This window comes from Acinetobacter sp. USHLN143 (assembly GCF_037145695.1).
Taxonomy (GTDB): Bacteria; Pseudomonadota; Gammaproteobacteria; order Pseudomonadales; family Moraxellaceae; genus Acinetobacter; species Acinetobacter fasciculus.
In genome coordinates this window covers 1-24,834 of sequence record NZ_JBBCWZ010000048.1, presented here as the reverse complement: position 1 = coordinate 24,834, position 24,834 = coordinate 1, and the positions used below count along the sequence as shown (strand labels likewise).

Annotated in this window: 19 protein-coding genes, 1 tRNA gene and 2 pseudogenes; 9 read left to right on the top strand and 13 right to left on the bottom strand. The window is 42.8% G+C overall.

Going from position 1 to position 24,834, the window contains the following annotated elements:
• Positions 1 to 102: 102 nt before the first annotated feature.
• The 3 genes and pseudogenes from WFH18_RS12070 to WFH18_RS12060 all read left to right on the top strand — a co-directional run.
• Positions 103 to 516: pseudogene (locus WFH18_RS12070) on the top strand (hypothetical protein); the annotation flags it as partial.
• Between the two features lie 313 nt (positions 517 to 829).
• The gene (locus WFH18_RS12065) at positions 830 to 1,462 is read left to right on the top strand and encodes a YqiJ family protein (RefSeq protein WP_121980162.1); all 633 of its coding nucleotides are present in this window, start codon (positions 830 to 832) and stop codon (positions 1,460 to 1,462) included.
• 37 nt (positions 1,463 to 1,499) lie between these two features.
• Positions 1,500 to 3,206, top strand: coding sequence for a flotillin family protein (locus tag WFH18_RS12060; protein ID WP_121980163.1), 1,707 nt, complete (start codon positions 1,500 to 1,502; stop codon positions 3,204 to 3,206).
• Between the two features lie 66 nt (positions 3,207 to 3,272).
• Here WFH18_RS12060 and sucD read toward each other — a convergent pair whose 3' ends face one another.
• The 9 genes from sucD to sdhC all read right to left on the bottom strand — a co-directional run bounded on the left by sucD (position 3,273) and on the right by sdhC (position 15,318).
• Positions 3,273 to 4,163, bottom strand: a complete 891-nt coding sequence (sucD, locus tag WFH18_RS12055) for a succinate--CoA ligase subunit alpha (protein WP_004646291.1) — start codon at positions 4,161 to 4,163, stop codon at positions 3,273 to 3,275.
• A 13-nt stretch (positions 4,164 to 4,176) separates the two neighbouring features.
• Complete coding sequence (gene sucC / locus WFH18_RS12050; RefSeq protein ID WP_121980222.1) at positions 4,177 to 5,343, bottom strand: ADP-forming succinate--CoA ligase subunit beta; 1,167 nt, start codon at positions 5,341 to 5,343, stop codon at positions 4,177 to 4,179.
• 170 nt (positions 5,344 to 5,513) lie between these two features.
• On the bottom strand, positions 5,514 to 6,944 hold the full coding sequence (gene lpdA, locus WFH18_RS12045) for a dihydrolipoyl dehydrogenase (RefSeq protein WP_121980221.1): 1,431 nt from the start codon (positions 6,942 to 6,944) through the stop codon (positions 5,514 to 5,516).
• A 97-nt stretch (positions 6,945 to 7,041) separates the two neighbouring features.
• Complete coding sequence (gene odhB, locus WFH18_RS12040; protein WP_004279435.1) at positions 7,042 to 8,256, bottom strand: 2-oxoglutarate dehydrogenase complex dihydrolipoyllysine-residue succinyltransferase; 1,215 nt, start codon at positions 8,254 to 8,256, stop codon at positions 7,042 to 7,044.
• Between the two features lie 18 nt (positions 8,257 to 8,274).
• Positions 8,275 to 11,097, bottom strand: coding sequence for a 2-oxoglutarate dehydrogenase E1 component (locus WFH18_RS12035; RefSeq protein WP_004279434.1), 2,823 nt, complete (start codon positions 11,095 to 11,097; stop codon positions 8,275 to 8,277).
• A gap of 821 nt (positions 11,098 to 11,918) precedes the next feature.
• Positions 11,919 to 12,629, bottom strand: coding sequence for a succinate dehydrogenase iron-sulfur subunit (locus WFH18_RS12030; RefSeq protein ID WP_004279433.1), 711 nt, complete (start codon positions 12,627 to 12,629; stop codon positions 11,919 to 11,921).
• A gap of 14 nt (positions 12,630 to 12,643) precedes the next feature.
• Complete coding sequence (locus tag WFH18_RS12025; protein WP_004279432.1) at positions 12,644 to 14,542, bottom strand: FAD-binding protein; 1,899 nt, start codon at positions 14,540 to 14,542, stop codon at positions 12,644 to 12,646.
• Positions 14,543 to 14,554: 12 nt separating this feature from the next.
• Complete coding sequence (gene sdhD, locus WFH18_RS12020) at positions 14,555 to 14,920, bottom strand: succinate dehydrogenase, hydrophobic membrane anchor protein (protein ID WP_004279431.1); 366 nt, start codon at positions 14,918 to 14,920, stop codon at positions 14,555 to 14,557.
• Positions 14,920 to 15,318, bottom strand: coding sequence for a succinate dehydrogenase, cytochrome b556 subunit (gene sdhC, locus WFH18_RS12015; RefSeq protein WP_085064488.1), 399 nt, complete (start codon positions 15,316 to 15,318; stop codon positions 14,920 to 14,922). The genes sdhD and sdhC overlap by 1 nt, the downstream gene beginning before the upstream one ends.
• Positions 15,319 to 16,324: 1,006 nt before the next feature.
• On the opposite strand from sdhC, the gene gltA reads away from it, so the two are divergent.
• The 3 genes from gltA (at position 16,325) to WFH18_RS12000 (ending at position 20,257) form a co-directional block, all read left to right on the top strand.
• Entirely contained in the window at positions 16,325 to 17,599 is a 1,275-nt protein-coding gene (gltA, locus tag WFH18_RS12010; protein ID WP_121980428.1) for a citrate synthase, read from the top strand.
• Positions 17,600 to 17,755: 156 nt separating this feature from the next.
• Positions 17,756 to 18,259, top strand: a complete 504-nt coding sequence (locus WFH18_RS12005; RefSeq protein WP_121980427.1) for a hypothetical protein — start codon at positions 17,756 to 17,758, stop codon at positions 18,257 to 18,259.
• 372 nt (positions 18,260 to 18,631) lie between these two features.
• Entirely contained in the window at positions 18,632 to 20,257 is a 1,626-nt protein-coding gene (locus tag WFH18_RS12000) for an NAD+ synthase (protein WP_121980333.1), read from the top strand.
• A gap of 215 nt (positions 20,258 to 20,472) precedes the next feature.
• Here the strand turns inward: WFH18_RS12000 and WFH18_RS11995 are convergent.
• Positions 20,473 to 20,549 (bottom strand) — tRNA-Met (locus tag WFH18_RS11995).
• A gap of 175 nt (positions 20,550 to 20,724) precedes the next feature.
• On the opposite strand from WFH18_RS11995, the gene WFH18_RS11990 reads away from it, so the two are divergent.
• On the top strand, positions 20,725 to 21,129 hold the full coding sequence (locus WFH18_RS11990; protein ID WP_121980332.1) for a hypothetical protein: 405 nt from the start codon (positions 20,725 to 20,727) through the stop codon (positions 21,127 to 21,129).
• Between the two features lie 240 nt (positions 21,130 to 21,369).
• A complete protein-coding gene (locus tag WFH18_RS11985; protein WP_004279425.1) occupies positions 21,370 to 21,810 on the top strand; it encodes a universal stress protein in 441 nt (146 codons plus the stop codon).
• Between the two features lie 40 nt (positions 21,811 to 21,850).
• Here the strand turns inward: WFH18_RS11985 and WFH18_RS11980 are convergent, their stop codons facing one another.
• Positions 21,851 to 22,192 carry an MGMT family protein gene (locus tag WFH18_RS11980; RefSeq protein ID WP_004279424.1) on the bottom strand — a complete coding sequence of 114 codons (342 nt, stop codon included), beginning with the start codon at positions 22,190 to 22,192 and terminating at the stop codon, positions 21,851 to 21,853.
• Positions 22,193 to 22,351: 159 nt separating this feature from the next.
• Positions 22,352 to 23,851 carry a cation:proton antiporter gene (locus tag WFH18_RS11975; RefSeq protein ID WP_004279423.1) on the bottom strand — a complete coding sequence of 500 codons (1,500 nt, stop codon included), beginning with the start codon at positions 23,849 to 23,851 and terminating at the stop codon, positions 22,352 to 22,354.
• A gap of 216 nt (positions 23,852 to 24,067) precedes the next feature.
• Here WFH18_RS11975 and WFH18_RS11970 point away from each other — a divergent pair, with 216 nt between their 5' ends.
• Positions 24,068 to 24,622, top strand: a complete 555-nt coding sequence (locus WFH18_RS11970) for a hypothetical protein (RefSeq protein WP_004279422.1) — start codon at positions 24,068 to 24,070, stop codon at positions 24,620 to 24,622.
• A 55-nt stretch (positions 24,623 to 24,677) separates the two neighbouring features.
• Here WFH18_RS11970 and WFH18_RS11965 read toward each other — a convergent pair.
• Positions 24,678 to 24,834, bottom strand: a pseudogene (locus WFH18_RS11965) (IS4 family transposase); the annotation flags it as partial.

The window sequence follows — 24,834 nt, the reverse complement described above, 5'->3', positions numbered from 1 at the left end:
TATTGTTACTTAGACAGGTAGGACATTTGATTTGTAGCGTTATTTTCATACCTCTATTTTATCAAAAGCCATATTGTTTTTTTCAGCATACTTTTTGAAACACCACCAAATATCTATCTGCAACACGAGCTGACCGCGGATCAAATCGGATTACAGTTTGGTCTGCGTTTGCAAGAAGGTCATTGGGAATTTCTAGTCGGCGTTACTTATAGCAACCAGAACGCAGCTTACGAAATCGGTGCTGGCAACCTCAAAGGTGATCAAAAAGCCTTTAACTTATTATATGCCTTTTATAATTATCCTAAAGCGTTCTATCTGGTGGCATTACCTTTGACGACCAACAGCCAGATTTTGGAGCAAACCTTGCAACAGCAGCTTTTTAAGCAGCCTGATCTCGATTTCCTGAATACTGCAGTCAAGGTCAATCCTATGGGTGAACAGGTTAAATGGATGCAACACTATATTCTGCAACAGACTTTAGATATGAAAGTCCGGATTCAGACTGCCCTGCTTTAGGCTTGAACAAAAAAATTTAGAGATACTCAGTTCGATGTATCTCTATATCTTTCTCCGGTACGCACAGACAGAATGCTATGCTATTCAGAATTCCTATTGCCGCTATGACATCACTTGCTCAAATATCCAGTTAACTTATAGTTTATTATTAATTTTAATAGTTCAATAATTATTAAATAATCAATATATTCAATCCTTGTTTATAAGGTTTTTTGTTATTTTTTTGCATACAAAATCAACAATTACTGTTATCGTTATATCAATAAAAACTTTCAGACACTTTTCCTAAAAACATAATTATAGAGATAAAAAAATGTGGGAACTGTTTACGCACCCATCAAATATCGTATTTAGTATTAGCCTGAGCCTAATGCTGATGTTTGCTGCTCTAGAATGTATTCTATTGCTGCTCGGCGGCGGCTCTCAGCATATCTTCGAACAGTTTTTACCTGAAGATCCCCTACCGGAAATAAATCCGGATCAGTCTTCGAGTGTTTTCAGCAAAGTATTTGACTGGTTATATCTGGGGCGACTGCCTTTATTTATCTGGCTGATTATTTTTCTGACCAGTTATGGTTTGAGTGGTTTATTGATTCAGGGAATATTTGAGCGCCTGACCAGCCAGCTCTTCAATGTATGGCTAATTTCCCCAGCCTGTCTGTTTCTGTGTATGCCGATAGTGCGCTGGCTTGCCATGGCTGCCAGCAAGCTTATGCCTCAAGATGAAACTTCTGCCATTTATAGTGACGAGCTTATTGGGCGTACCGCAATCATTATTCTGGGTGATGCCAAAGTCAACTCTCCTGCACAAGCCAAAGTCCGGGATCAGCATGGCCAGACCCATTATGTTTTAGTCGAACCAGAAACCAATCAAATTTTAAATCAAGGTCAGAATGTCGTACTGACCCATAAAACCAAAAATGGCTTTCAAGCCACTGCACTCTAATTTTATTCAGCCAGAACCAAACTGAGACTTTATAACAATGTTAACTTTTGATTTATATAATATTTTAATTATTTCTGGAATTATTTTTGCAGCACTGGTGACCTTCGGTCTCATCATTGCGCGCCTATACCGCCGCTCCAGTAAAGAAATCTCCTTTGTGCGTACCGGTTGGGGTGGTGAAAAAGTGATTTTGGGCGGAGGCGCAATCGTGCTCCCAGTCTTGCATGAAATTATTCAAGTCAATATGAACACTCTGCGTCTTGAAGTGCGCCGTGCAGATGATCAGGCACTGATTACCCGTGACCGTATGCGCGTGGACGTCATGGCCGAATTCTATGTGCGGGTCAAACCTACTGCTGATTCAATTGCAACAGCCGCACAAACGCTCGGGCAAAAGACCATGTCACCGAATGAATTAAAAAATCTGGTCGAAGGCAAATTTGTCGATTCACTGCGTGCAGTAGCAGCAGAAATGGCCATGGAAGAACTGCATGAAAAACGGGTCGACTTTGTACAAAAAGTACAGCAAGTGGTTTCAGAAGATTTGCATAAAAATGGTCTGGAACTGGAAACCGTTTCCCTGACTGGCCTGGATCAAACTGGATTTAAATATTTCAATCCACAAAATGCCTTTGATGCTGAAGGCCTGACCAAGCTCACTGAAACCATTGAAGATCGTCGTCGCAAGCGAAATCATATCGAGCAGGATACCGACCTGGCGATCAAAACTAAAAATCTGGAAGCAGAACAGGCGCGCCTGCAAATCATTCGTGAAGAAGAATATGCCAAGCTGCAACAGGAACGCGAAATTGCCATTCGCCGTGCCGAGCAACTGGCTGAAATTGCCGCTCAGGAAGCCGGCAAAAAACGTGAAGCAGAAGAAGCACAAATTGCCGCTGAACGAGAAGTCGAACTCAAGCGTATTTTGGCCGCCCGTGATGTCGAAAATGAAAATATTCAAAAGGCCCAGCTGATTCAAAAAGCACAAGTCGAACAAAAGAAAACCATTGAACTGGCTGAACAGGATCGCGCCATTGCCATTGCGGAAAAATCACGTGCTGAATCTGAAGCTAAAGCCCAAGCCGATCAGGCGCGTGCACAAGCGGTAAAAGCGGAAGAAGAAGTCATCACCGTACGTCAAATCCAGCAGGCAGAGCGTCAAAAGGCAGTTGAGCTGGTCGCAGCCAAAGAACACGCTGAAAAAGATGCGATTGCAATTACAGTTGCTGCCGAAGCCGGCAAACAGGCGGCAGCAGACGATGCAGAAGCCGTACGCATTGCTGCTGAAGCTGAAGCTGAAAAGGTCCGTCTCAAAGCCAAGGGTGAAGCGGATGCAAAAATCCTACTGGCTCAAGCAATGGAAAAACAGTATCAGGTCGATGCTGAAGGTACGCGTGCGGTCAATGAAGCCAATAACGTCCTGTCACCTGAACAGGTCGAAATGCAGATTCGTCTGGCCATGCTGAAATACTTGCCTGAAATTATCCGGGAAAGTGTCAAGCCAATGGAAAATATTGATGATATCAAGATTCTTCAAGTCAATGGACTACATGGCGGTCATGCCGGTGCCTGTCAGGCGGATGCACATCATGAAGGTAGCAATGTTGCCCTGTCAGATCAGGTGGTGAATAGTGCCCTGCGTTATCGTAGCCAGGCACCGCTTATTGACAGTCTGATGAGTGAGCTTGGTATTCAGGGTGGAGATATTAATGGCATGACTCAGAGCCTTAAAGCTAAAACCTGAAAATAGAATGAGATATAAAAAAGCTCCCAGATGGGAGCTTTTTTATTTGAAGGTCTAATGTGAATATCAAACCAAACCTTTATCTTTTAGTACTTGCAGCATGGTTGAACCAAGTTCGGCAGGACTACGCGTATAGGCCATACCCGCACGCTCAAAGGCAGCAAACTTTTCTTCTGCTGTACCCTTACCACCTGAAATAATCGCACCCGCATGCCCCATACGTTTACCTTTAGGTGCAGTTACACCCGCAATATAACCTACGACAGGCTTGGTCACATTCGATTGAATATATTCAGCTGCTTCTTCTTCCGCCGTACCACCAATCTCACCAATCATGATGATGGCTTCAGTCTGCGGATCTTCCTGGAACAATTTCAAGCAATCAATCTGGTTCATGCCCGGAATTGGGTCTCCACCAATACCGATACAGGTCGACTGACCTAAACCGAGTTTTGTAGTTTGCGCCACAGCCTCATAAGTCAGTGTGCCTGAACGCGAAATGATCCCGATTTTACCCGGTTGATGAATATGCCCCGGCATGATCCCGATTTTACACTCACCCGGCGTAATAATACCCGGACAGTTTGGTCCAATCAGACGTGTGCCATTACCATTGGTTTCCAGATAACGCTTGGCTTTGAGCATGTCGATGGTCGGTACGCCTTCAGTGATCACCACAATTAACTCAATGCCAGAATCAACCGCTTCAACAATAGAGTCCAGTACAAAGGGTGCCGGAACATAAATCACTGAAGCATCTGCACCTGTTTCTTTCACTGCTTCACGCATGGTATTAAATACAGGCAATTCTAGATGGGTTTGACCACCTTTACCCGGGGTTACACCACCCACGACTTTAGTGCCGTAGGCCAAAGCCTGTTCAGAATGGAATGTGCCGTTTTTGCCTGTAAAGCCCTGTACCAATACTTTAGTGTCTTTATTAACTAATACGCTCATGATCAATACCCCTTTAAGCTTTTACAGCAGCAACGATTTTTTCTGCAGCGTCAGCAAGACCGTGTGCAGAAATCAACTTCAAACCTGATTCATCCAGTAATTTTGCACCCAGTTCCGCATTGTTGCCTTCGAGGCGAACAACCACAGGAACGGTCACATTTACTTCCTGAACCGCTGCAATAATTGCTTCAGCAATCATGTCACAACGTACAATTCCACCAAAAATATTGATTAATACACCTTGAACAGAAGTATCTGCCAGGATAATTTTAAAAGCTTCAATCACGCGCTCTTTGGTTGCCCCACCACCCACATCCAGGAAGTTGGCTGGTTGACCGCCATAAAGCTTGATAATATCCATGGTTGCCATGGCAAGACCGGCACCATTGACCATACAACCAATGTTACCCTCAAGTGCCACATAGTTCAGATCAAACTCAGAGGCTTTTAACTCACGTTCATTTTCTTGAGACTTATCACGCAATGCCGCCACTTCAGGCAAACGGTACAGTGCATTCGAATCAATTCCGATTTTGGCATCGACACACAGAATGTCGCCGTTTTCACGCACAGACAATGGATTGATTTCGAAAAGTGCAAAATCATTGTCTACAAATGCCTGATAAGCAGCCGTCATGACTTTAACAAACTGATTGATTTGTCCATCTTTGAGTTTAAGTGCAAAAGCAACTTCACGCGCCTGAAATGGCATTAGACCGACTAAAGGATCAACTTCAACTTTAATAATTTTTTCAGGGGTCTCTTCGGCCACTTTCTCAATTTCAACACCGCCTTCAGTCGATGCCATAAAAGTGATGCGGCGAGTCGAGCGATCTACAACAGCACCTAAGTACAGCTCGCGCTCAACCGGATAGACATCCTCAGAAACTAAAATGCTATTGACCGGCTGACCATTGGCATCCGTCTGATAAGTCACTAAGCGTGAACCAATAATCTGGTTGGCATATTCAGCAGCCTCGCCAGCCGATTTCACCACTTTTACCCCACCAGCCTTACCCCGGCCACCCGCATGCACCTGTGCTTTCAATACTGCGAACTTTCCACCCAGCTGCTCAAAAGCATGCACCGTTTCATCGGCATTGGTGGCAAGTATCCCTTCCTGTACAGGCATACCATATTTTTTTAATAGCGCTTTTGCTTGATACTCATGTAAATTCATTGAATAACCTTTTATTACTTCTTTGCCTTGTTATAACCCACCAGCACCCAGACGTCCGTCAAAGCAGTACCAGCATTTCTTAAAATCGTTATCTTTATTTTTAGATGATTGTTCCAATAAAAACAACCATGAAATGTAAAAAGAGCGACCTAAGTCGCTCTTTTTTCGAATTACTTACGCTTACGTTGGATCGCGTGAATCGCACGACCATCAACCGCAAGTGCAGCTTCATGTACCACTTCAGAGAATGTCGGGTGACCGAAAGTCATCAACTGTAGATCTTCAACTGAAGATACAAACTCAAGCGCGATCATACCTTGGTGTACGATGTCAGACGCAGCAGGTCCAATCACGTGCATACCTAGAAGACGGTCAGTTTTTGCATCAGCAACAAACTTAACGAAACCAGCACCTTCACCCGCAGCTAAAGCACGACCATTCACAGCAAAACCGAATTGACCCGTTTTAACTTCATGACCTTTTTCAGCCGCTTGCTGTTCTGTTAAACCTACCCACGCCGCTTCTGGGTGTGTATAAATTACAGAAATAATGGTGTCATAGTTCACTTGTGCAGCATGACCGTGAATACGTTCCACTGCCATTACGCCTTCTTCCATTGCTTTATGCGCAAGCATTGGACCACGTACCAAGTCACCAATCGCGTATACACCCTCAACCGAAGTTGCACACCAATCGTTGACTTCAACCAAACCACGTTCAGTCAACTTAATGCCTGAATCTTCAGCCAATAAACCTTCAGCGTATGCGCGACGACCTACACAAACGATCAATTTATCGAAAGTTTCAGTTTTGTCTTCACCAGCTTGGTTATATTTAACCGTTACTTCACGACCGTTGATTTCAGTACCGGCAACTTTTGCACCGATACGGATATCCATACCTTGCTTAGTTAACAGTTTTTGGAAGTCTTTTGCCAATGCTTTATCAGCCATTGGCAAGAATGCATCCATTGCTTCAAATACAACAACTTCTGCACCTAAACGACGCCATACTGAACCAAGCTCAAGGCCGATTACACCAGCACCAATCACACCTAAACGCTTAGGTACTTCTGGGAATTCAAGTGCGCCAGTAGAATCAACGATTAAGTCTTGATCTACAGGAGCCACTGGAATATTTACAGGCACAGAACCCGTCGCAAGAATCACGTACTTAGGCTCTAAAACTTGAGTTTCACCTTCGTGAGAAACAAATTCTACTTTTTTACCTGCAAGCAGTTTACCCGTACCTTTTAACCACTCGATGCCATTACCTTTAAGTAATTGATCAATACCGCCAGTCAATTGATCTACAACTTTGTCTTTACGAGCCAGCATTTTAGCAAGATCAAACTTCACTTCACCGGTCGTAATACCATGGTCATCTAGATGCTGAACGGTATCTTCATAACGATGTGAAGAATCAAGTAAAGCTTTAGACGGGATACAACCCACGTTTAAACAAGTACCGCCTAAAGATGGTTTACCTTTATGAATACGTTTTTCAATACACGCAACTTTGTAACCAAGTTGAGCTGCACGAATTGCTGCTTCGTAGCCGCCCGGGCCACCACCAATTACGACTAAATCGAATTGAGACATGTTTATCTCCAATTAACCCCCCTTTAATCCCCCTTTTCCAAAGAGGGATCTTCCCCTCTTTTTTAAGAGGGGTTAGGGGAGATTTTTAATGAATAAATTACAGATCAAGGATCAGACGTGCTGGCTCTTCTAACAATTCTTTGATTGTTACAAGGAAACCGACTGCTTCTTTACCATCGATTAAACGGTGGTCATAAGATAGTGCAAGGTACATCATTGGCAAGATTTCTACTTGACCATTCACCGCCATCGGACGTTCCTGGATTTTGTGCATACCCAGAATCGCAGTTTGTGGCGTATTTAGAATTGGTGTAGAAAGCAATGAACCGAAAGTACCACCATTAGTAATGGTGAATGTACCGCCAGTCATATCTTCGATACCCAGTTTACCGTCACGTGCCTTGCCAGCATATGCACGGATGCCGTTTTCAACTTCAGCATAGTTCATGCGGTCTGTATCACGAAGTACAGGAACCACTAAACCACGCTCAGATGAAACTGCAACACCGATGTCGTAGTAACCGTGATAAACAATGTCATCGCCATCAATTGAAGCATTTACCGCTGGGTAACGTTTAAGTGCTTCAGTCGCTGCTTTAACGAAGAATGACATGAAGCCAAGACGCGCACCATGACGCTTCTCGAATGCATCTTTGTATTGAGCACGCATTTCCATGATTGGTTTCATGTTCACTTCGTTGAACGTGGTCAACATTGCAGTTTCTTGAGTCGCTGCAAGTAAACGTTCAGCAACACGCTTACGAAGACGAGTCATAGGAACACGTTTTTCGATACGCTCGCCCACTGCAACGCTTAAAGGTTGCGCTGCAGGTGCTGCCGGTTTCGCTTGATGATTTGCCACATCTTCTTTCGTGATGCGACCGCCACGGCCTGTACCTGCAACGTCAGCAGCTGCAACACCAGATTCAGTCAATGCTTTACGCACTGCTGGAGCCTGATCCTGTACTTGTTGACGTTCAACGATCGGTGCATTACCCGCTTCAGTTTGCGCAGCAGCTTGTTCAACTTTCTCTTCAGACTGAACTGCTTGAGTTTGCGTAGCGCCAGAAACAGCACCTTCTTCAAACTGTGCAATGACTTCAGCTGAAAGAACAGTATCGCCTTCACCTTTAATAATAGATGCAAGTGTACCGTCTGCAGGAGCAACAACTTCTAAAACAACTTTATCAGTCTCAATATCGCAGATCACTTCATCACGTGACACTGCTTCACCTGGTTGTTTGTGCCAAGTTGCGATCGTACCGTCCGCAACTGACTCTGGGAATACCGGTGCTTTAATTTCGGTTGCCATTACTTAGAATCTCCTGGATTATTCAGCGTCGATCGCAAGCGCGTCGTTGATGAGCTGAGCTTGTTGTTTTGCATGCAAATATGGTGAACCACATGCCGGTGCAGCAGAAGCTTCACGGCCTGCATAGCTAATACGTACTTGTTTACCCGCTTTCATCACGTCGTCATATAGACGCGGTGCGATGAACAACCAAGCGCCTTGGTTCTTCGGTTCTTCTTGCGCCCAAACAAGTTCTTTAACGTTTGGATATTGCGCAAGCACTTCTGCCAGGCGTTTTTCTGGGTATGGATATAATTGTTCAATACGTACAATTGCAGTGTTGTTCAATTCTTTTTCACGACGTTTTTCAACTAGGTCGTAATACACCTTACCACCACACAGTACCAGACGGGTTACATCTGACTTGTTGATGTTGTCTACTTCATCAATCACGGTTTGGAATGTACCGTTTGCAAGCTCTTCAAGGCTAGATACAGCAAGCTTGTGACGAAGTAAAGATTTCGGCGAAGTAACAATCAATGGCTTACGGATTGGACGAATCGCTTGACGACGTAATGCGTGGAAAATCTGCGCAGGCGTGGTCGGTGTGATGACTTGCATGTTGTCTTCAGCACATAGCTGCAAGAAACGTTCCAAACGTGCAGATGAATGTTCTGGACCTTGACCTTCAAAACCGTGTGGAAGAAGCATAGTTAAGCCACATACACGTTCCCATTTGGTTTCACCAGATGAAATGAACTGGTCAATTACAACCTGTGCACAGTTTGCGAAGTCACCGAATTGCGCTTCCCAGATGATCAAACTCTTAGGAAGAGTCGTCGCATAACCATATTCAAATGCCAATACAGCCATCTCTGACAGTAATGAGTCATAGATTGCGGTACGCGGCTGGTTTTCTTTCAGGTTACACAGTGGAAGATAAGTTGAACCATCTACCTGGTTATGCAGTTTTGCATGACGGTGTGAGAAAGTACCACGACCTACGTCTTCACCCGTTAAACGAAGCAAGTAACCATCATCTAGTACAGTTGCATACGCCAGAGTTTCAGCAGCACCCCAGTTCAGTGGCATTTCGCCCGTTTGCATTTTCAGACGGTCATCAATCACTTTTGCAACTTGACGCTGCATTACGAAGCCTTCAGGAAGCTCACGCATTTTCTTGCCAAGCTCTTTCAGACGTTCGATTGGGAAAGTTGTATCCCACTCGTCTGTGTACTCATGACCTAAATAAGGTGTCCAGTCCACAAACATTTTTTTGTTTGGTTCAAGTACCAGTGCATTGGCAACATGATTACCCGCTTCCAGGTCTGCACGATAGTTTTCAACCATTTGATCTGCACTTGCGCGATCAAGAACACCCTGCTGTACCAGCTGATCCGCATAAAGCGTACGCGTGGTCGCTTTCTTGTTAATCACTTGATACATCATTGGTTGAGTTGCAGCTGGCTCATCCGCTTCGTTATGACCACGACGACGGTAGCAGAACATGTCAATCACAACGTCTTTGCGGAAAGTATGACGGAAGTCATGTGCCAATTGTGAAATGAACACCACAGCTTCAGGATCATCACCATTCACATGGAAGATCGGTGCCTGAATCATTTTTGCGATGTCAGTACAGTATTCTGTAGAACGTGCGTCACGTGGATCAGACGTCGTGAAACCAACCTGGTTGTTAATTACAATGTGCACTGTACCACCCACGGTATAACCGCGAGTTTGTGACATCTGGAAAGTTTCCTGGTTAACGCCCTGACCTGCAAATGCAGCATCACCGTGTACGATTAGTGGCAATACGTCATCGCCGCCAATGTCTTTACGACGTACTTGACGTGCACGTACTGAACCTTCAACCACAGGGCCAACGATTTCAAGGTGTGACGGGTTAAACGCCAATGCCAAGTGAACTTCGCCACCTGGAGTCATCACGTTTGAAGAGAAGCCTTGGTGATACTTAACGTCACCAGAACCTTTCTTGTGAATAGATTTACCTTCGAACTCACCAAACAGGTCAGCCGGGTTCTTACCCATGATGTTAACAAGAAGGTTTAAACGGCCGCGGTGAGGCATACCGATCACAACTTCTTTACAGCCTACAGAACCTGCACGCTGAATAATTTCGTTGACCATCGGGATGAATGCTTCACCACCTTCAACGCCGAAACGTTTGGCACCAACGAATTTATTACCAAGATATTTTTCTAGGCCTTCAGCCGCAGTTAAACGCTCAAGGACATGTTTCTTTTGATCAGCATTGAAGCCATATTGACCGCGTGCACTTTCTAGACGTTGTTGAATCCAACGTTTTTCTTTGGTGTCCACGATGTGCATGTATTCAGCACCGATTGAACCACAGTAAGTGGCTTCCATTGACTGAACCATTTCAGCCAAAGTCGCTTCTTCTTTACCGATCGCCAGGTTACCAGTATTGAATACTGTGTCTAAGTCAGACTGAGTCAAACCATGCGCAGCAAGATCTAGATCAGGCACAACTTCACGCTTCGCCAAACCTAATGGATCCAGTTTTGCTTTCTGGTGGCCACGGTTACGGTACGCAGCAATCAGCTGTAGCACGCCAATTTGACGACGTTCATGCTCTGAGCTGACTGTCGACTGAACAATAGGCTGAATACGGCTTGAATTGCGACCTAAAAGTAGGAATTGCTCACGTACATTACTGTGTGGTTGATCACCTTTTGGGAATTTATCGAAGTACGCTCTCCAGTCAGCACCCACTGAGTCTGGAGCAGTCAGATACTGCTCATAAAGTTCTTCAATATACGCTGCACTATCAGCGGAAAGTTCAGTGTCAAGACGCAGAGCGTCAGCAACTTCTTGCATTTGTGGACCCATTTCCTATTGCAAAAACATTTTCAGGATGCTTTTTAAGCAAAACCCAGGATTATTAGCATCAAATTGGTAATATGATACTAGTCCCCCATAAGGCATAAGCCATGAGGCGTTATCACCACACCAAGAAAATCTTGATATGTTTAATGAACAATAACGCCCCTCAGCGGCATCATCACTCATTGAATACCCGATCGAAACCGGGCAATTTTTTGCAAATCGACTTAGAAAAAAGCAAGCATTAACAAAGATTTTTTCTAAAGCGACTCGGGTCTACCTTTATATACCAGTCCCTGATTATGCAGTGTTTAAAAAATGTACCTGGCGTGGCATTTTTTAAACGTAGTCATGGGCTAAATGCTAACATGATCTCAACTTTTCAATTGATTTTTTTGACACATACCTTCCATAAATTGGCTAAATACAGTTCTGATATTTTACTCTAATATATGGTGCTTTATCTCAAAAATAGATTCAATGTAGACTTAAGTCCTAAGCATTTCCGATAAATAAAAAGAGAGCAAACCTTTCAATCCACTCCCTCCCTAAATTTCCGTTATATAATAACATCGTTCTTGCTATTTTTCAGGTCAGTTTTACATCTAAAAATCATAAATACCCAAAATAATCACATGTTCTTCTTATATGGCGCTCAAAGCCAATATCCACTTCCCCACTATTTCACTCAACTTTATACATTTTAAGTATAGTATCTTTATTTTTATCTTATGATTTTTTAATTTTTCCAATAGCTTGCATAAAAAAAGCACACCTGAAGGTGTGCTTTTTTCTAAACTGCCAAGAGCAGCCTATTAGCCTGCCATATCTAAAAGCATATTACGGATGTGACCGATTGCTTTCGTTGGGTTCAAGCCTTTAGGACATACAGATACACAGTTCATGATGCCTTTACAACGGAACAAGGAGAATGGGTCGTCTAGACGAGCCAAACGCTCTTGTGTTCCAGTATCACGCGAGTCAATGATGAAGCGGTAAGCATTCAACAATGCTGAAGGACCCAAGAACTTGTCCGGGTTCCACCAGAATGACGGGCATGAAGTTGAACAGCATGCACATAGAATACATTCATATAGACCATCAAGATGCTCACGCTCTTCAGGAGACTGTAAACGTTCCTTAGGAGGCGCAGGCTGGTTGTTGATCAAGAATGGATGGATCTTGTTGTACTGATCATAGAACTGGTTCATATCAACCACCAGATCTTTCACTACAGGAAGACCAGGCAATGGACGAACAGTAATTTCATTTGGTAAATCGTTCAGGTTCCAAAGACACGCCAAACCATTTTTACCATTGATGTTCACGCCATCAGAACCACAAATACCTTCACGACATGAACGACGGAACGTTAAAGTTTCGTCCTGTACTTTCAATGCAAGAAGTGCATCAAGCAACATACGGTGCTTATCAGTCAGTTCAAGTTTGAAAGTTTGCATGTACGGTGCTTTATCCTTGTCAGGATCGTAGCGGTAGATATGAAATGTACGAGTACCTCTACTCATCTGAATTCTCCTGATTAGAATGTACGTGGTTTAGGTGGAATCGCGTCAACCGACAATGGACGGTAACGAACTGGCTTGTACTCTAAACGGTTGTCCGCAGAGAACCATAAAGTGTGCTTCATCCACTCATCATCACGACGACCATATGGGTATTCAGCATGGTCTGGAGACTCCTCAAAGTCTACAACCGTATGTGCACCACGGCATTCTTTACGAGCAGCAGCTGAAATAAGCGTTGCTTTCGCAACTTCATACAAGTTTTCAACTTCAAGTGCTTCAATACGTGCAGTGTTGAATACTTTAGATTTGTCTTTCAAGTGAATATTGCGTACGCGCGGTTCAATTGCAAGAATCTGCTTCACACCTTCGTCTAGAAGCGCAGATGTACGGAATACACCAGCGTGGTCTTGAACGATGTCACGGATTGCATCAGCAACGTCTTGAGCATTCTCACCTGTAGTCGATTCGTCAAGTTTACGAATACGTTCAACAGTTTCTTGAAGCACAGTTGTTGGAAGTGGCTCATATTCGCCATCGTGCTGTTTAGTCACATATTCAATGATATGTTGACCAGCAGCCTTACCAAATACAACCAAGTCAAGCAATGAGTTGGTACCTAGACGGTTCGCACCGTGTACAGATACACATGAACATTCACCGATTGCATAGAAGCCTTTTACTGGCTTAGCAAAGTCACGACCTTCGGCATTTGTAGAGTAAACGTCGGTGTCTTTATTGTAGTTAGCAACAAGCGCTTCAGTTTCAGGAGACTCAGGAACAACCACCTGACCATGAATATTCGTTGGAATACCACCCATTTGGTAATGGATTGTTGGTACTACAGGAATTGGCTCTTTAGTGATGTCAACGTTCGCGAATTTCTTGCCAATCTCGAATACAGATGGAAGACGTTTCATGATTGTGTCAGCACCCAAGTGCGTCATATCAAGCAGGATGTAATCGCCCTTAGGCCCACAACCACGACCTTCTTTGATCTCTTGGTCCATAGAACGTGATACGAAGTCACGTGGCGCCAAGTCTTTCAAAGTTGGAGCATAACGTTCCATGAACGGTTCGCCGTCTTTGTTACGAAGGATTGCACCTTCACCACGACAACCTTCAGTCAACAATACGCCTGCGCCAGCAACACCCGTTGGGTGGAATTGCCAGAATTCCATATCTTGTAATGGAATACCTGCACGAGCCGCCATACCAAGACCGTCACCAGTGTTGATATAAGCGTTTGTAGATGCGCGATAAACACGACCAGCACCACCAGTAGCGAATAAAGTCGCTTTTGCTTGGAATACTGCAATTTTACCAGTTTCCTGGTCAATTGCTGTAACACCTAAAACGTCGCCTTTTTCGTTACGGATCAGGTCAAGCGCAATCCATTCTACGAAGAATTGAGTGCCCATTTTCACGTTGCTTTGATAAAGCGTGTGAAGAAGTGCGTGACCGGTACGGTCGGCAGCAGCACATGCACGTGGCACAGCTTTTTCACCGTAGTTCGCTGAGTGACCACCGAATGGACGTTGGTAAATTGTACCATCAGCGTTACGGTCGAATGGCATACCTAGGTGTTCAAGTTCATAAACCACTTGAGGCGCTTCACGAGTCATGAACTCGATTGCGTCTTGGTCACCTAACCAGTCCGAACCTTTAACGGTGTCATAGAAGTGGTAGTGCCAGTTATCTTCTTGCATGTTACCAAGAGATGCACCAATACCACCCTGCGCTGCAACAGTGTGCGAACGAGTTGGGAATACTTTAGTCAGAACCGCAACTTTCAAACCAGCTTGAGCAAGTTGGTAAGACGCACGCATACCTGAACCACCACCACCAACGATGACAGCATCGAAAGTTTCATGCGGAATATTTGTGTAATCTTCTTTAGGGTTTATAGCGCCCATGATTGTTTCCTATCAATTCGCCCAAAAAATCTGGATCGCCCAGATTGCATATGCAAGTACAGCAATGATTACTGCTGAAGTCAGTACAAGGCGTAAACCTGAAGCTGAAGGACCCATTTGACGAGTAGTCACATAATCCGTGAATACCTGCCACATGCCAATCCATGCGTGTGCCACAAGAGATAAGACCGCCAATAAAGACATGATCTTCATTGGAACTGTCATCATAAAGCCGTACCACTGTTCAAAGTTGAAACCACCATTCAGTAGAATCCAACCCAGTACAACAACGGTATAAACAGCTAGAACTACAGCACTGACACGTTGGAGAAACCAATCGCGAGAACCTGAACCTGTTAAACCAGTAGCGCTTTTCATTAGAGTACGATCCATACAAATGCTGCAACAATACCGATTGCAGACAAGATTAATGCGATAGTAGATGCAACACGGCCACTTTCTAGTTCTTCAGCAACGCCAATGTCAGCAAGTAAATGCTTAACACCCGCAATAAAGTGAAAAATCAAGCCGGCGACAAATACCCATACAATAAAGCGAACAATGAAACCGTTAAAGATTTCTTGAACTTGCGCAAAACCTTCAGGCGAAGACAATGACTTGTCTAAAATCCATAGAAGGACCGGTACGAGTAAGAATACGATAACACCTGAAAGACGGTGTAGAATTGATGCAATAGCCACGGGTGATTTTAAGTTTACTTCTAAAACTTGACCCATGGACAAATTGACAGGTCTGTTGCTTTTCACAGCGGGCATCCTGTAAGTAAAAACTCCATCCGGAGTTTGTTGGAATTAATTCGAAGGAAAGCTGGCATTCTCAGGCAAATACATGCCTAAAATCAAAACGACACTGAATTATAAAACGTGAACTATTAAAATACAAACAGCTGAATTTGGCTTTTTGGAGAAAAAACCATTAAATAAGAATCATTAACAATAATAAGTCAGGATTAATATATTATTCCGCCCTTTCAATTCCTATCTATATGATTGTTTTTAAATAATTAAGATGATCAATTCACTCGGTTTTCAGCCTGCAAGTTCATGTTTGAGTTTTAGACTAAAGACGCACAGTTCCATCACAAATATTATTTAAATCTCTTTCTAATTCAGATTTAAATCAAGCGCCTATATTTAACAGACCAATTACCCGAATTAAACAGCAGCTCACTTATCGAGATATCCTGATGTTAAATAGCGACTTAGTGAATAAGACCATGGGTTTTTCAATCGATTTGAAGTATTTAGATTCAAAAAATCATTCATTTATTTTTATACTGCCCACCTTTGCTGCAAAGTTGGCCATTTATTAAGCTACTTTTTAATCAATTAAACCGAATTCAAAATTCAATTAATTGCTTTTATTTATAATTCTACCTGTGAAATTCAGCTTGGTAAAAACCATGTAAGTTATGAGATTTATATAGTTTTAAGCATATTCACCTTAATCTCTCACTATTTTCGCCCGCATTTCTTGCTACGAAAAAACGCTTACAAATGCCCCAGACAGTCTATTTTTTTCTGCACCTCTGCATCAATTTGACTTATTATAGAGGTTTGATGCTGTGATTTTACTGAACTTTTTATACTGAGCGAATGTGACTAAACCGCTGTGCGGCCGTCATTTTTTCATCCATAAGTATAATTGACAAAATTTCAGTACTCACTAATCTTATAGCAAATTTTTGATCCGTCCGTTTTGTGCATTAAAAGATTGATAGACAAAGCGGATATACATTCACCAGGACAGGAGATCTATTGAATGTCTGAAGCAACTGGCAAGAAAGCCGTTTTACAGCTTGATGGCAAAGAAATTGAACTACCAATTTACAGCGGCACATTGGGCCCAGATGTAATCGACGTTAAAGATGTGTTGGCTGCAGGTCACTTTACTTTTGATCCTGGTTTTATGGCGACAGCTGCGTGCGAGTCTAAAATCACGTTCATCGATGGTAACAAAGGTGTACTTTTACACCGTGGCTACCCAATCGATCAATTGGCGACTAAAGCTGATTACTTGGAAACTTGCTATTTATTGTTAAATGGCGAACTTCCAACTGCTGAGCAAAAAGAAGAATTTGACGCTAAAGTACGTAACCATACGATGGTTCACGATCAAGTTAGCCGTTTCTACAATGGTTTCCGTCGTGATGCGCATCCTATGGCGATCATGGTCGGTGTGGTTGGTGCGTTGTCTGCGTTCTATCACAACAACCTTGACATCGAAGATGTGAACCACCGTGAAATCACTGCGATTCGTTTAATCGCGAAGATTCCTACGCTGGCGGCTTGGAGCTACAAGTACACCATCGGTCAACCGTTCGTTTACCCACGTAACGACCTTGGTTATGCAGAAAACTTCCTGCACATGATGTTTGCTACGCCTGCAGATCGTGATTACAAAGTTGATCCAATCCTTGCAAAAGCAATGGACCGTATCTTCACTCTGCATGCTGACCATGAACAAAATGCGTCTACGTCTACAGTACGTTTAGCTGGTTCTACTGGTGCTAATCCGTATGCATGTATCGCTGCGGGTATCTCTGCACTTTGGGGCCCTGCTCACGGCGGCGCGAACGAAGCTGTTCTTAAGATGCTTGATGAAATCGGCTCTGTAGAAAACGTTGCTGGCTTCATGGAAAAAGTGAAAACTAAAGAAGTTAAACTAATGGGCTTCGGTCACCGAGTTTACAAAAACTTCGATCCACGTGCGAAAGTAATGAAAGAAACTTGTGACGAAGTTCTTGGTGCACTTGGCATCAATGATCCACAGCTTGCATTGGCTATGGAACTTGAACGTATCGCACTTTCTGACGAATACTTCATCAAGCGTAACCTTTACCCGAACGTAGACTTCTACTCAGGTATCATCCTTAAAGCGATTGGTATCCCGACTGAAATGTTTACTGTGATCTTCGCGCTTGCACGTACTGTTGGCTGGATCAGCCACTGGTTAGAAATGCACAGCGGTCCTTACAAGATCGGTCGTCCTCGTCAGCTTTACACTGGCGAAGTTCAACGCGATATCGTTCGTTAATTCGAACCGCGTCGAAAGACTTAAAAAAACCACCCGCCTGGGTGGTTTTTTTAGTGCTGACAAAAGCCTACAAAAAATTGACCTGAAACGTTTTAAAATTAGCATATCAAAATCATATTCACGGATTAAGTCACCTAAAAACAGGATATATATTGAATGCTGTTGTATTTTCTGCCCTTTATCTTGAGACTGGTTCGTTTTGAACAGTTTAAGTGCCGCAGTTTAACGCCTGGTGAAATCAAAATTTCCCAACAAGTATTTGGCAACCTGATCGATTATTCCCGCGTTAAAATCATGAATCACCCTTACCTGCCCTGGCAATCCAAACATGTCATTATGGCGCCCAGTGGCTATATACATGTACGCAATTTAAATTATCGGGAAGATTATTCGCGCGAGAGTTTATCTTATCAGGCGCTATTTATTCATGAGATGGCACATATTTATCAACATCAATGCCGGATCAATGTGCTTTTAAAAGGGGCATTTTTACAAAGTGCTTATTTTCTCAGCTTAGGAAAATATAATCCGTACAAATATCAATTTAATCCCAACAAATCATTTTCGACCTACAATATTGAACAACAAGGCGATATTGCCCGGGATATTTTTCTAAAAAAAATCCCGAATATTATTTTAAATCCACCAATAAACAGATGATATTTAATCAGTTTAATTCTAAGCAATATAGATAAGGCATATTTTAAAAACTTAAATTTCGACTTCAGTCTTTAAATCTATATACGCATAGATGCATAAAAAATCAGCATATTTTCTAATTTTAGATAATAACTTTTTCACTCAATGGCTGTTCTGCTAAATCAGCTCTAGCTTATCGATAAAATTTCGATAAAATAAGCCGGTATGATTATTTTGCATCGCACATTAAGGTTCAATGATCATGCGATAAAAAGTTTTTTTATTTAAGCCATTTGGCATTTTATGAATATCGAAGTGCACTCAACTGGATAATTAGAATTATAAAAATCAGTAATTTAGTGTATCAACCTATAGGAATAGGATTTACTTGGAATGAAAAGTTTTAAAATTGCGATTGCTCAATTCTCTCCACATGTGGGCAATCTGGATGCAAATACGCAAAAAATGATTGATCTGGCCAATCAGGCTAAAAAAGATAAAGCGGATCTGATTATCTTTCCTGAACTTTCAACGCTGGGCTATCCTGCAGAAGACTTATTAATTCGCCCAAGCTTGGTGAAACGCACCAAAGCGGCTTTTGAAAAACTGACTGAAGTAAAAGATATTGTCATGGTCTTTGGTTTTGTTAATCAAACTGAAGATGGTCAACGCTATAACTCGGCTGCTGTCATGAAAGATGGCGAAGTACTGGGTGTTTATAACAAGCAGGTGTTGCCAAACTATGGTGTATTTGATGAAAAGCGTTATTTTGGCGAAGGTCATCAGCATCTGGTATTTGAGTATCTTGGACATAAATTTGGCGTACTGATCTGTGAAGATGTCTGGTCTTTGGCCACTGTTCAGCAACTGACAAAATTAAATATCGACACAGCTTTGGTACTGAATGCATCGCCATATGAAGTGGGTAAACCACAACATCGCATTGAAACCATGGCGGCCTTGGTCAAACAGCTGAATATCAATCTGGTGTACTGCAACCAGGTCGGTGGTCAGGATGACCTGATCTTTGACGGCACCAGCTTTGTGCTCAACAAATCTGGTGAGGTGGCTTTACAGGCACCAACTTTCCAGGAAAATCTGGCAATTGCAGAATTTAATGCTGAACAGCTGCAATTCAGCAAAGGCGCAATTGCACCTGCCTTAGACACCATGGCTGAGATTTATCAAAGTCTGGTCATGGCCACACGTGATTATGTACAGCGCTCTGGCTTCCCAGGTGTGATTCTGGGACTGTCTGGCGGCATTGACTCTGCCCTGACTCTGGCGATTGCTGTAGATGCGCTTGGTGCAGACAAAGTTCAGGCTGTGATGATGCCTTATACTTACACCGCACAAATCAGTGTCGAAGATGCAGCGGCTCAGGCCAAAAATATGGGCGTGACTTTCGGTATTGCCGAAATCAATCCAGTGGTAAGCGGCTTTATGCAGGTGCTGTTCCCATTCTTTGGTAATGTTCCAGTCGATGCCACCGAGGAAAACCTGCAAGCACGTTCACGTGGCACCTTATTGATGGCCCTATCTAATAAATTCGGTAATCTGGTGTTGGCAACCGGTAATAAATCTGAACTAGCTGTCGGTTATTGCACCCTGTATGGCGATATGGTCGGTGGTTATGCGGTTCTGAAAGATGTGTATAAAACCATTGTGTTTGAACTGGCGAAATATCGTAACAGCATTTCAGAAACTCCGGTGATTCCAGAACGTGTGATTACCCGTCCGCCTTCAGCAGAACTGCGTCCGGATCAGGTCGATCAAGACTCTTTGCCTGCTTATGACATTCTGGATGCGATCTTGTATTCGTATATTGAAGAAGACATGAGCCAAGACGATATCATTGCCAAAGGCTTTGACGCTGAAGTGGTGAAGAAAGTGATTCGTCTGGTTGATATCAATGAGTACAAGCGCCGCCAAGGTGCCATTGGGCCACGTATCAGTTCACGTTCTTATGGCCGTGAGCGTCGTTATCCAATCGTAAATGGCTGGAAAGCAGGTAGCTAAATTCTGCTCTCAATGATGTAAATCAGAATCGCCCAAGGAATGCTTGGGCGATTTTTTTTTATGCGGCAATAAAAATGAAGATTAGCCCAATATTAAAAAAGTGATGTTTTGAGAAATCTGAAAAAATTAGTGGATGCTTCAAATATTTTTTATAGTTTGCAGTACTTTTTAAAAGACAAAAAAAGAGACCAAGCTGAGAGCTTGGTCTTTTAAAATGGTGGCTATGACGAGACTTGAACTTGTGACCCCCGCATTATGAGTGCGGTGCTCTAACCAACTGAGCTACATAGCCGTAAACTGTGTGCGCATTATCGTAATTTCAGCTTCTATCGTCAAGCATTTTAAAACACAAATGTTCAGTCTTTATGCAAATACGAAATAAACTTTTAAATTTTAAACAAAAAAGGTTTTTTTAGTATGTAATTCACGCATTCATAGCACCCTTTAATTCTTCGAGGATTCATCAAATGTATAAAATCAAAATATCTATTTTACTCATTGGCCTTTCAAGCCTGAGTGCCTGCCAGATCATCTCGCCTATTTTCGTAGATTATAATGGCGTCAGACGTGATGTGGCACAGTGGATTAATCAGCAGCAACTGATGAGCATGCAGCAAAAACGATCTTTGGCACAACTCAGCAGAGCACAGCAGAAAATCGAGCGCTATCCGGAATATGAGCAGCCTCAACGACTGGCGGTAACCCGGGAAAATCAGATTGCATTACATTGTGCGCGTTTACATGTGACAGAACATAAAATCCAGCAGCTACAGCAAAAAATTTATGCAGGTGAAACTCAAACAATTTTAAATCGCTATGAACAGCTGTCACCGCAAATAAAATTAGACCCGACATCTATTCGATGTGATTAATCACTGTCTTAGGCTATCACATTAATTACATATAAATTATTAACTTAGGCTAAATAAATCACCCAATTAAACAGCTCTAAACAGGTGCTTCATTTTTTAATCTATTAGACATTATACCTATGTATTTACTTGGTTTTATTTTTATACAATACAGGCTATGATCAAAGTATAAACAACTATTCGTACCCGGTTTAACGCGTCATAATTTTATAACTCTAAATTCCCCTTAGGAGAATTCTAATGCCTTTTGAACATATTTTAGTACCTGTTGACGGTTCAGAAACATCGTATGCTGCAGTGGATAAAGCTGTAGAAATTGCCAAAGCATTTAACAGTAAAGTCACAGTGGTTCAGGTGCTGGCGCTGGACCCTTATATCGCTGCGGAATATATCTCTGCGGCACAAACCAATGACCTGATTGAACGTGCCCGCACTTCCATCCTAAAAACGCTGGATGAAGCCAAAGCAAAATTCTCTGGTGCCGGTGTTGAAGTGGATACACAGCTCCTTGAGGGTCAGGTAATTTATAGCGAGATTGTCAAAGCAGCTAAAGATTTAAATTCTGACCTGATCGTGATTGGTTCTCATGGCCGTACTGGCTTCAAAAAACTGTTCCTTGGCAGCGTAGCGCAAAGCATTCTCGGCCAAGCGGATATTCCAGTAATGGTGATTCGCAACTAAATCATCTTTAAAATCCCCACTTTTCACCAAGTGGGGATTTTTATATCTCTACTCGACCATCCCATTGATAGCGTTTTAAATCCACTCGATCACCTCTAAAACAAATTCCTTCCTGCATGAGTTTTTGCTGCTGAATATTCTGGCCATGTTCGTCCAGTTGCTTCAGACTGATTTTCGCTTGGGCATTGATCACCCGATACCAGGGAATATTAGTGTCCGATTCTAGATGACTTAATACTCGCCCGACCAATCGCGCATGTTTGGGTAAACCTGCCAGTCTGGCAATCTGTCCGTAGGTGGCGACTTTGGCATATGGAATCTGATTGACCACAACCAAAATCATTTCTGTCATTTCCTGATTGGCTGAACTTGTCTGGGTCATTTTCATCTCATTAATAGCTCATTTAAATAAAAGATCACACCTCAACCTATCCACAAAAAGCTAGATGAAAATAATCAAGCCTGATGAAATACGCTAACCCAAGCGATCTCAGCTCACTAACAACAAATCCATAGCATATTGAGATTCTAAGTTTTAACTTTAGAAATTATCCGGATTTTCTAAGCGTTTTACTTCCTGAACCTTATCTGGATGATGCACCGTGGCGACGCCATCTGCATCTTTCTGATCAATCAGAATCTCTGGCTGAAAGATAGTGATGGTCTCATTTCCTTTGGCATCTTCCCCGACAATATAGCGAAAGCCCTTACGGTTCAACTTGTGGCACATACGTTGATACCAGCCTTTAAAGCCCTGCGTTTCTTCATTGGGATTATAATAAAATGCATTCATCACCGCAGGCAGACCCAAGCCACATACCACACCGGATAATAGCACCACAATAAAGGTATAGCCCACCAGAATACTGCTATAGGCTTCCAGCTGAGGAATATTGGCGACCGCCAGAATTAAGGCCAAAGAAATCCCGCCACGTACTCCGCCCCAAGACAGGATGGTCAAACTACCGTTATAGCTTTTCTTGCTGACTTTTGGGAACATGGCAAAGGCCAGATAGTTGGCTGCAAAACGAGCCAAATGCAGAATCACAAAGGCCACCATCCCGCCCAGAACCAGACTGGTGCTCAAGTCGAGAATAAACAATTCCAGACCGATTAGGGTAAACAGGAATGAATTGATAATTCCCTCAACCGTATGCCAGAAATGATTAACGTCACCAATTTCGGCATCTGCCAGAATTTCTTTCCATTTATTGCCAACAATCAAGCCACCAATCACACAGGCAATTGGCGCGGAAGCATGTGCCAGCAAAGCCACCAGATAGGAACCACAAGCCAGCAAGGCCGTGGTCAGAATCAGAGATTCCATTTCATGTTTGCCGCGCAAAATCCGCAAGATCGCAAAACCGAATCCGAGACCAATCAGCACCGCCACGACAATTTCATAAAGCAAGGTTTGCAGCACTGCCAGTACCGTAAAGTTTTCACCTTGCAGGACATTGAGCAAGGTCATAAATAAGGCAATACACATTGCATCATTAAACAGTGATTCGCCTTCAAGCTTGACGATCAAATGATGCGGTGCGCGAACCGAACTCAATACACCTTTGATGCCGATCGGATCTGTGGCGCCCAAGGCCGCCCCAAGTAACAGCAAAACCAGCAAGTCAACATGCTTACCAATCAGGAACTGATAACCATATAACACCACGCCAAAGAACACGGCACAGAATACTAAAGCCAGACCGGCCAGAATACTGATCGGCCGCCAGTGGTTACGCAAATCTGAGACCTTAAACTTCAGCGCAGATGAAGTCAGGATAAAACAGATCACACCATTGATCAGAAAATCATAGAAATCGACGTGACGAACAGCCTGCTCGATATTGTCAATATTGATGCTAAAGAATGGATTACCATGCAGTAAACTGGCGCCCCACTGCAAAATGAAAACAAAGATTGCAGAGACAATAGGGACACCGATCGCTTGCGGAAAGCCTAAAACGCGCTTATTAAACATGGTCGTGGCAATAGACAGAGCAAAGACCACCGTGAGTAGCTGAAGAAAAAAGAAATTTCCCATTCGGTTTCCTAAAATCGGGCGATATGGAGCACTATGCGCCGAGAGGCGTTGTTAAAATAGAGATTTGAATAGCAAGGTATTCTGGCAAAACAAGTTTAGTCCGCTTTTTTATCGAATTGAGTTAAGTTTCTTTTCAGTATTTTCGAATGATGATTTAACATACAGATCAGCACTCGGCTTTTGCTTTCCCATCATTCTATTTTGAATTTTTCTCCCATGCATCAAACTGTCAAAACCATTTTTCGTCTCTGTTTTGCCAGCGTGATTTTTCTGATCACGTTGTCCTTATGTTTTACCTGCTTTGCTAAAATTCAGGAAATTCTGCAAGCAGAACAGCATTATCAGCAAGCCACCAGCATTCCCTTAAAAAGTACAGCCGGCGAGCAGTATGTATTGGTGTCCAATAACCAGCGACCAGATAATGCCATTTTTATTCTGATTGCAGGAAATGGTTATGTGGCCAAAATCAATTGTGAGCATTACAGCGCTTTATGTAGCGATGAAGACAATCAATCGCATACCCGACAAATCCAGAGCGTTGACTTAATCAAAGCGGGAAATCTGTTCTATATTGAAAAAATCCAGTTCAGAGATAGCCGGACCGGCAAAGCAACTGCTTTAGAATATAACAAACAAGATATTCAGCAGTTTTATCAAAATGACATGAGCAACCTCAAATATACAGTCTTTGCAATTGCCCTGTTTGCTTTGGCTGCCTTATTTGTCAGTATAAAAATATTAAGAAACTTCCAGCGTTTTCTGAATAAATAAAAAAAGGAGCATCTGCTCCATTGCTGTCCCACAATTTTTACAAGAGGAAGCTCATTTAAGCTTCCTCTTGTTTGATGGGGACTTTATCGGGTGAAAATAAAGCTTTTAAGGTTTTTATTTCAAATAAATTCACTTGAATTATTCTGAGTAAGCGCTGAACTGTCCAGCCTTTTTTCCCTAAATGTTGAGCGAAACTTACCAGTAAATAGGCG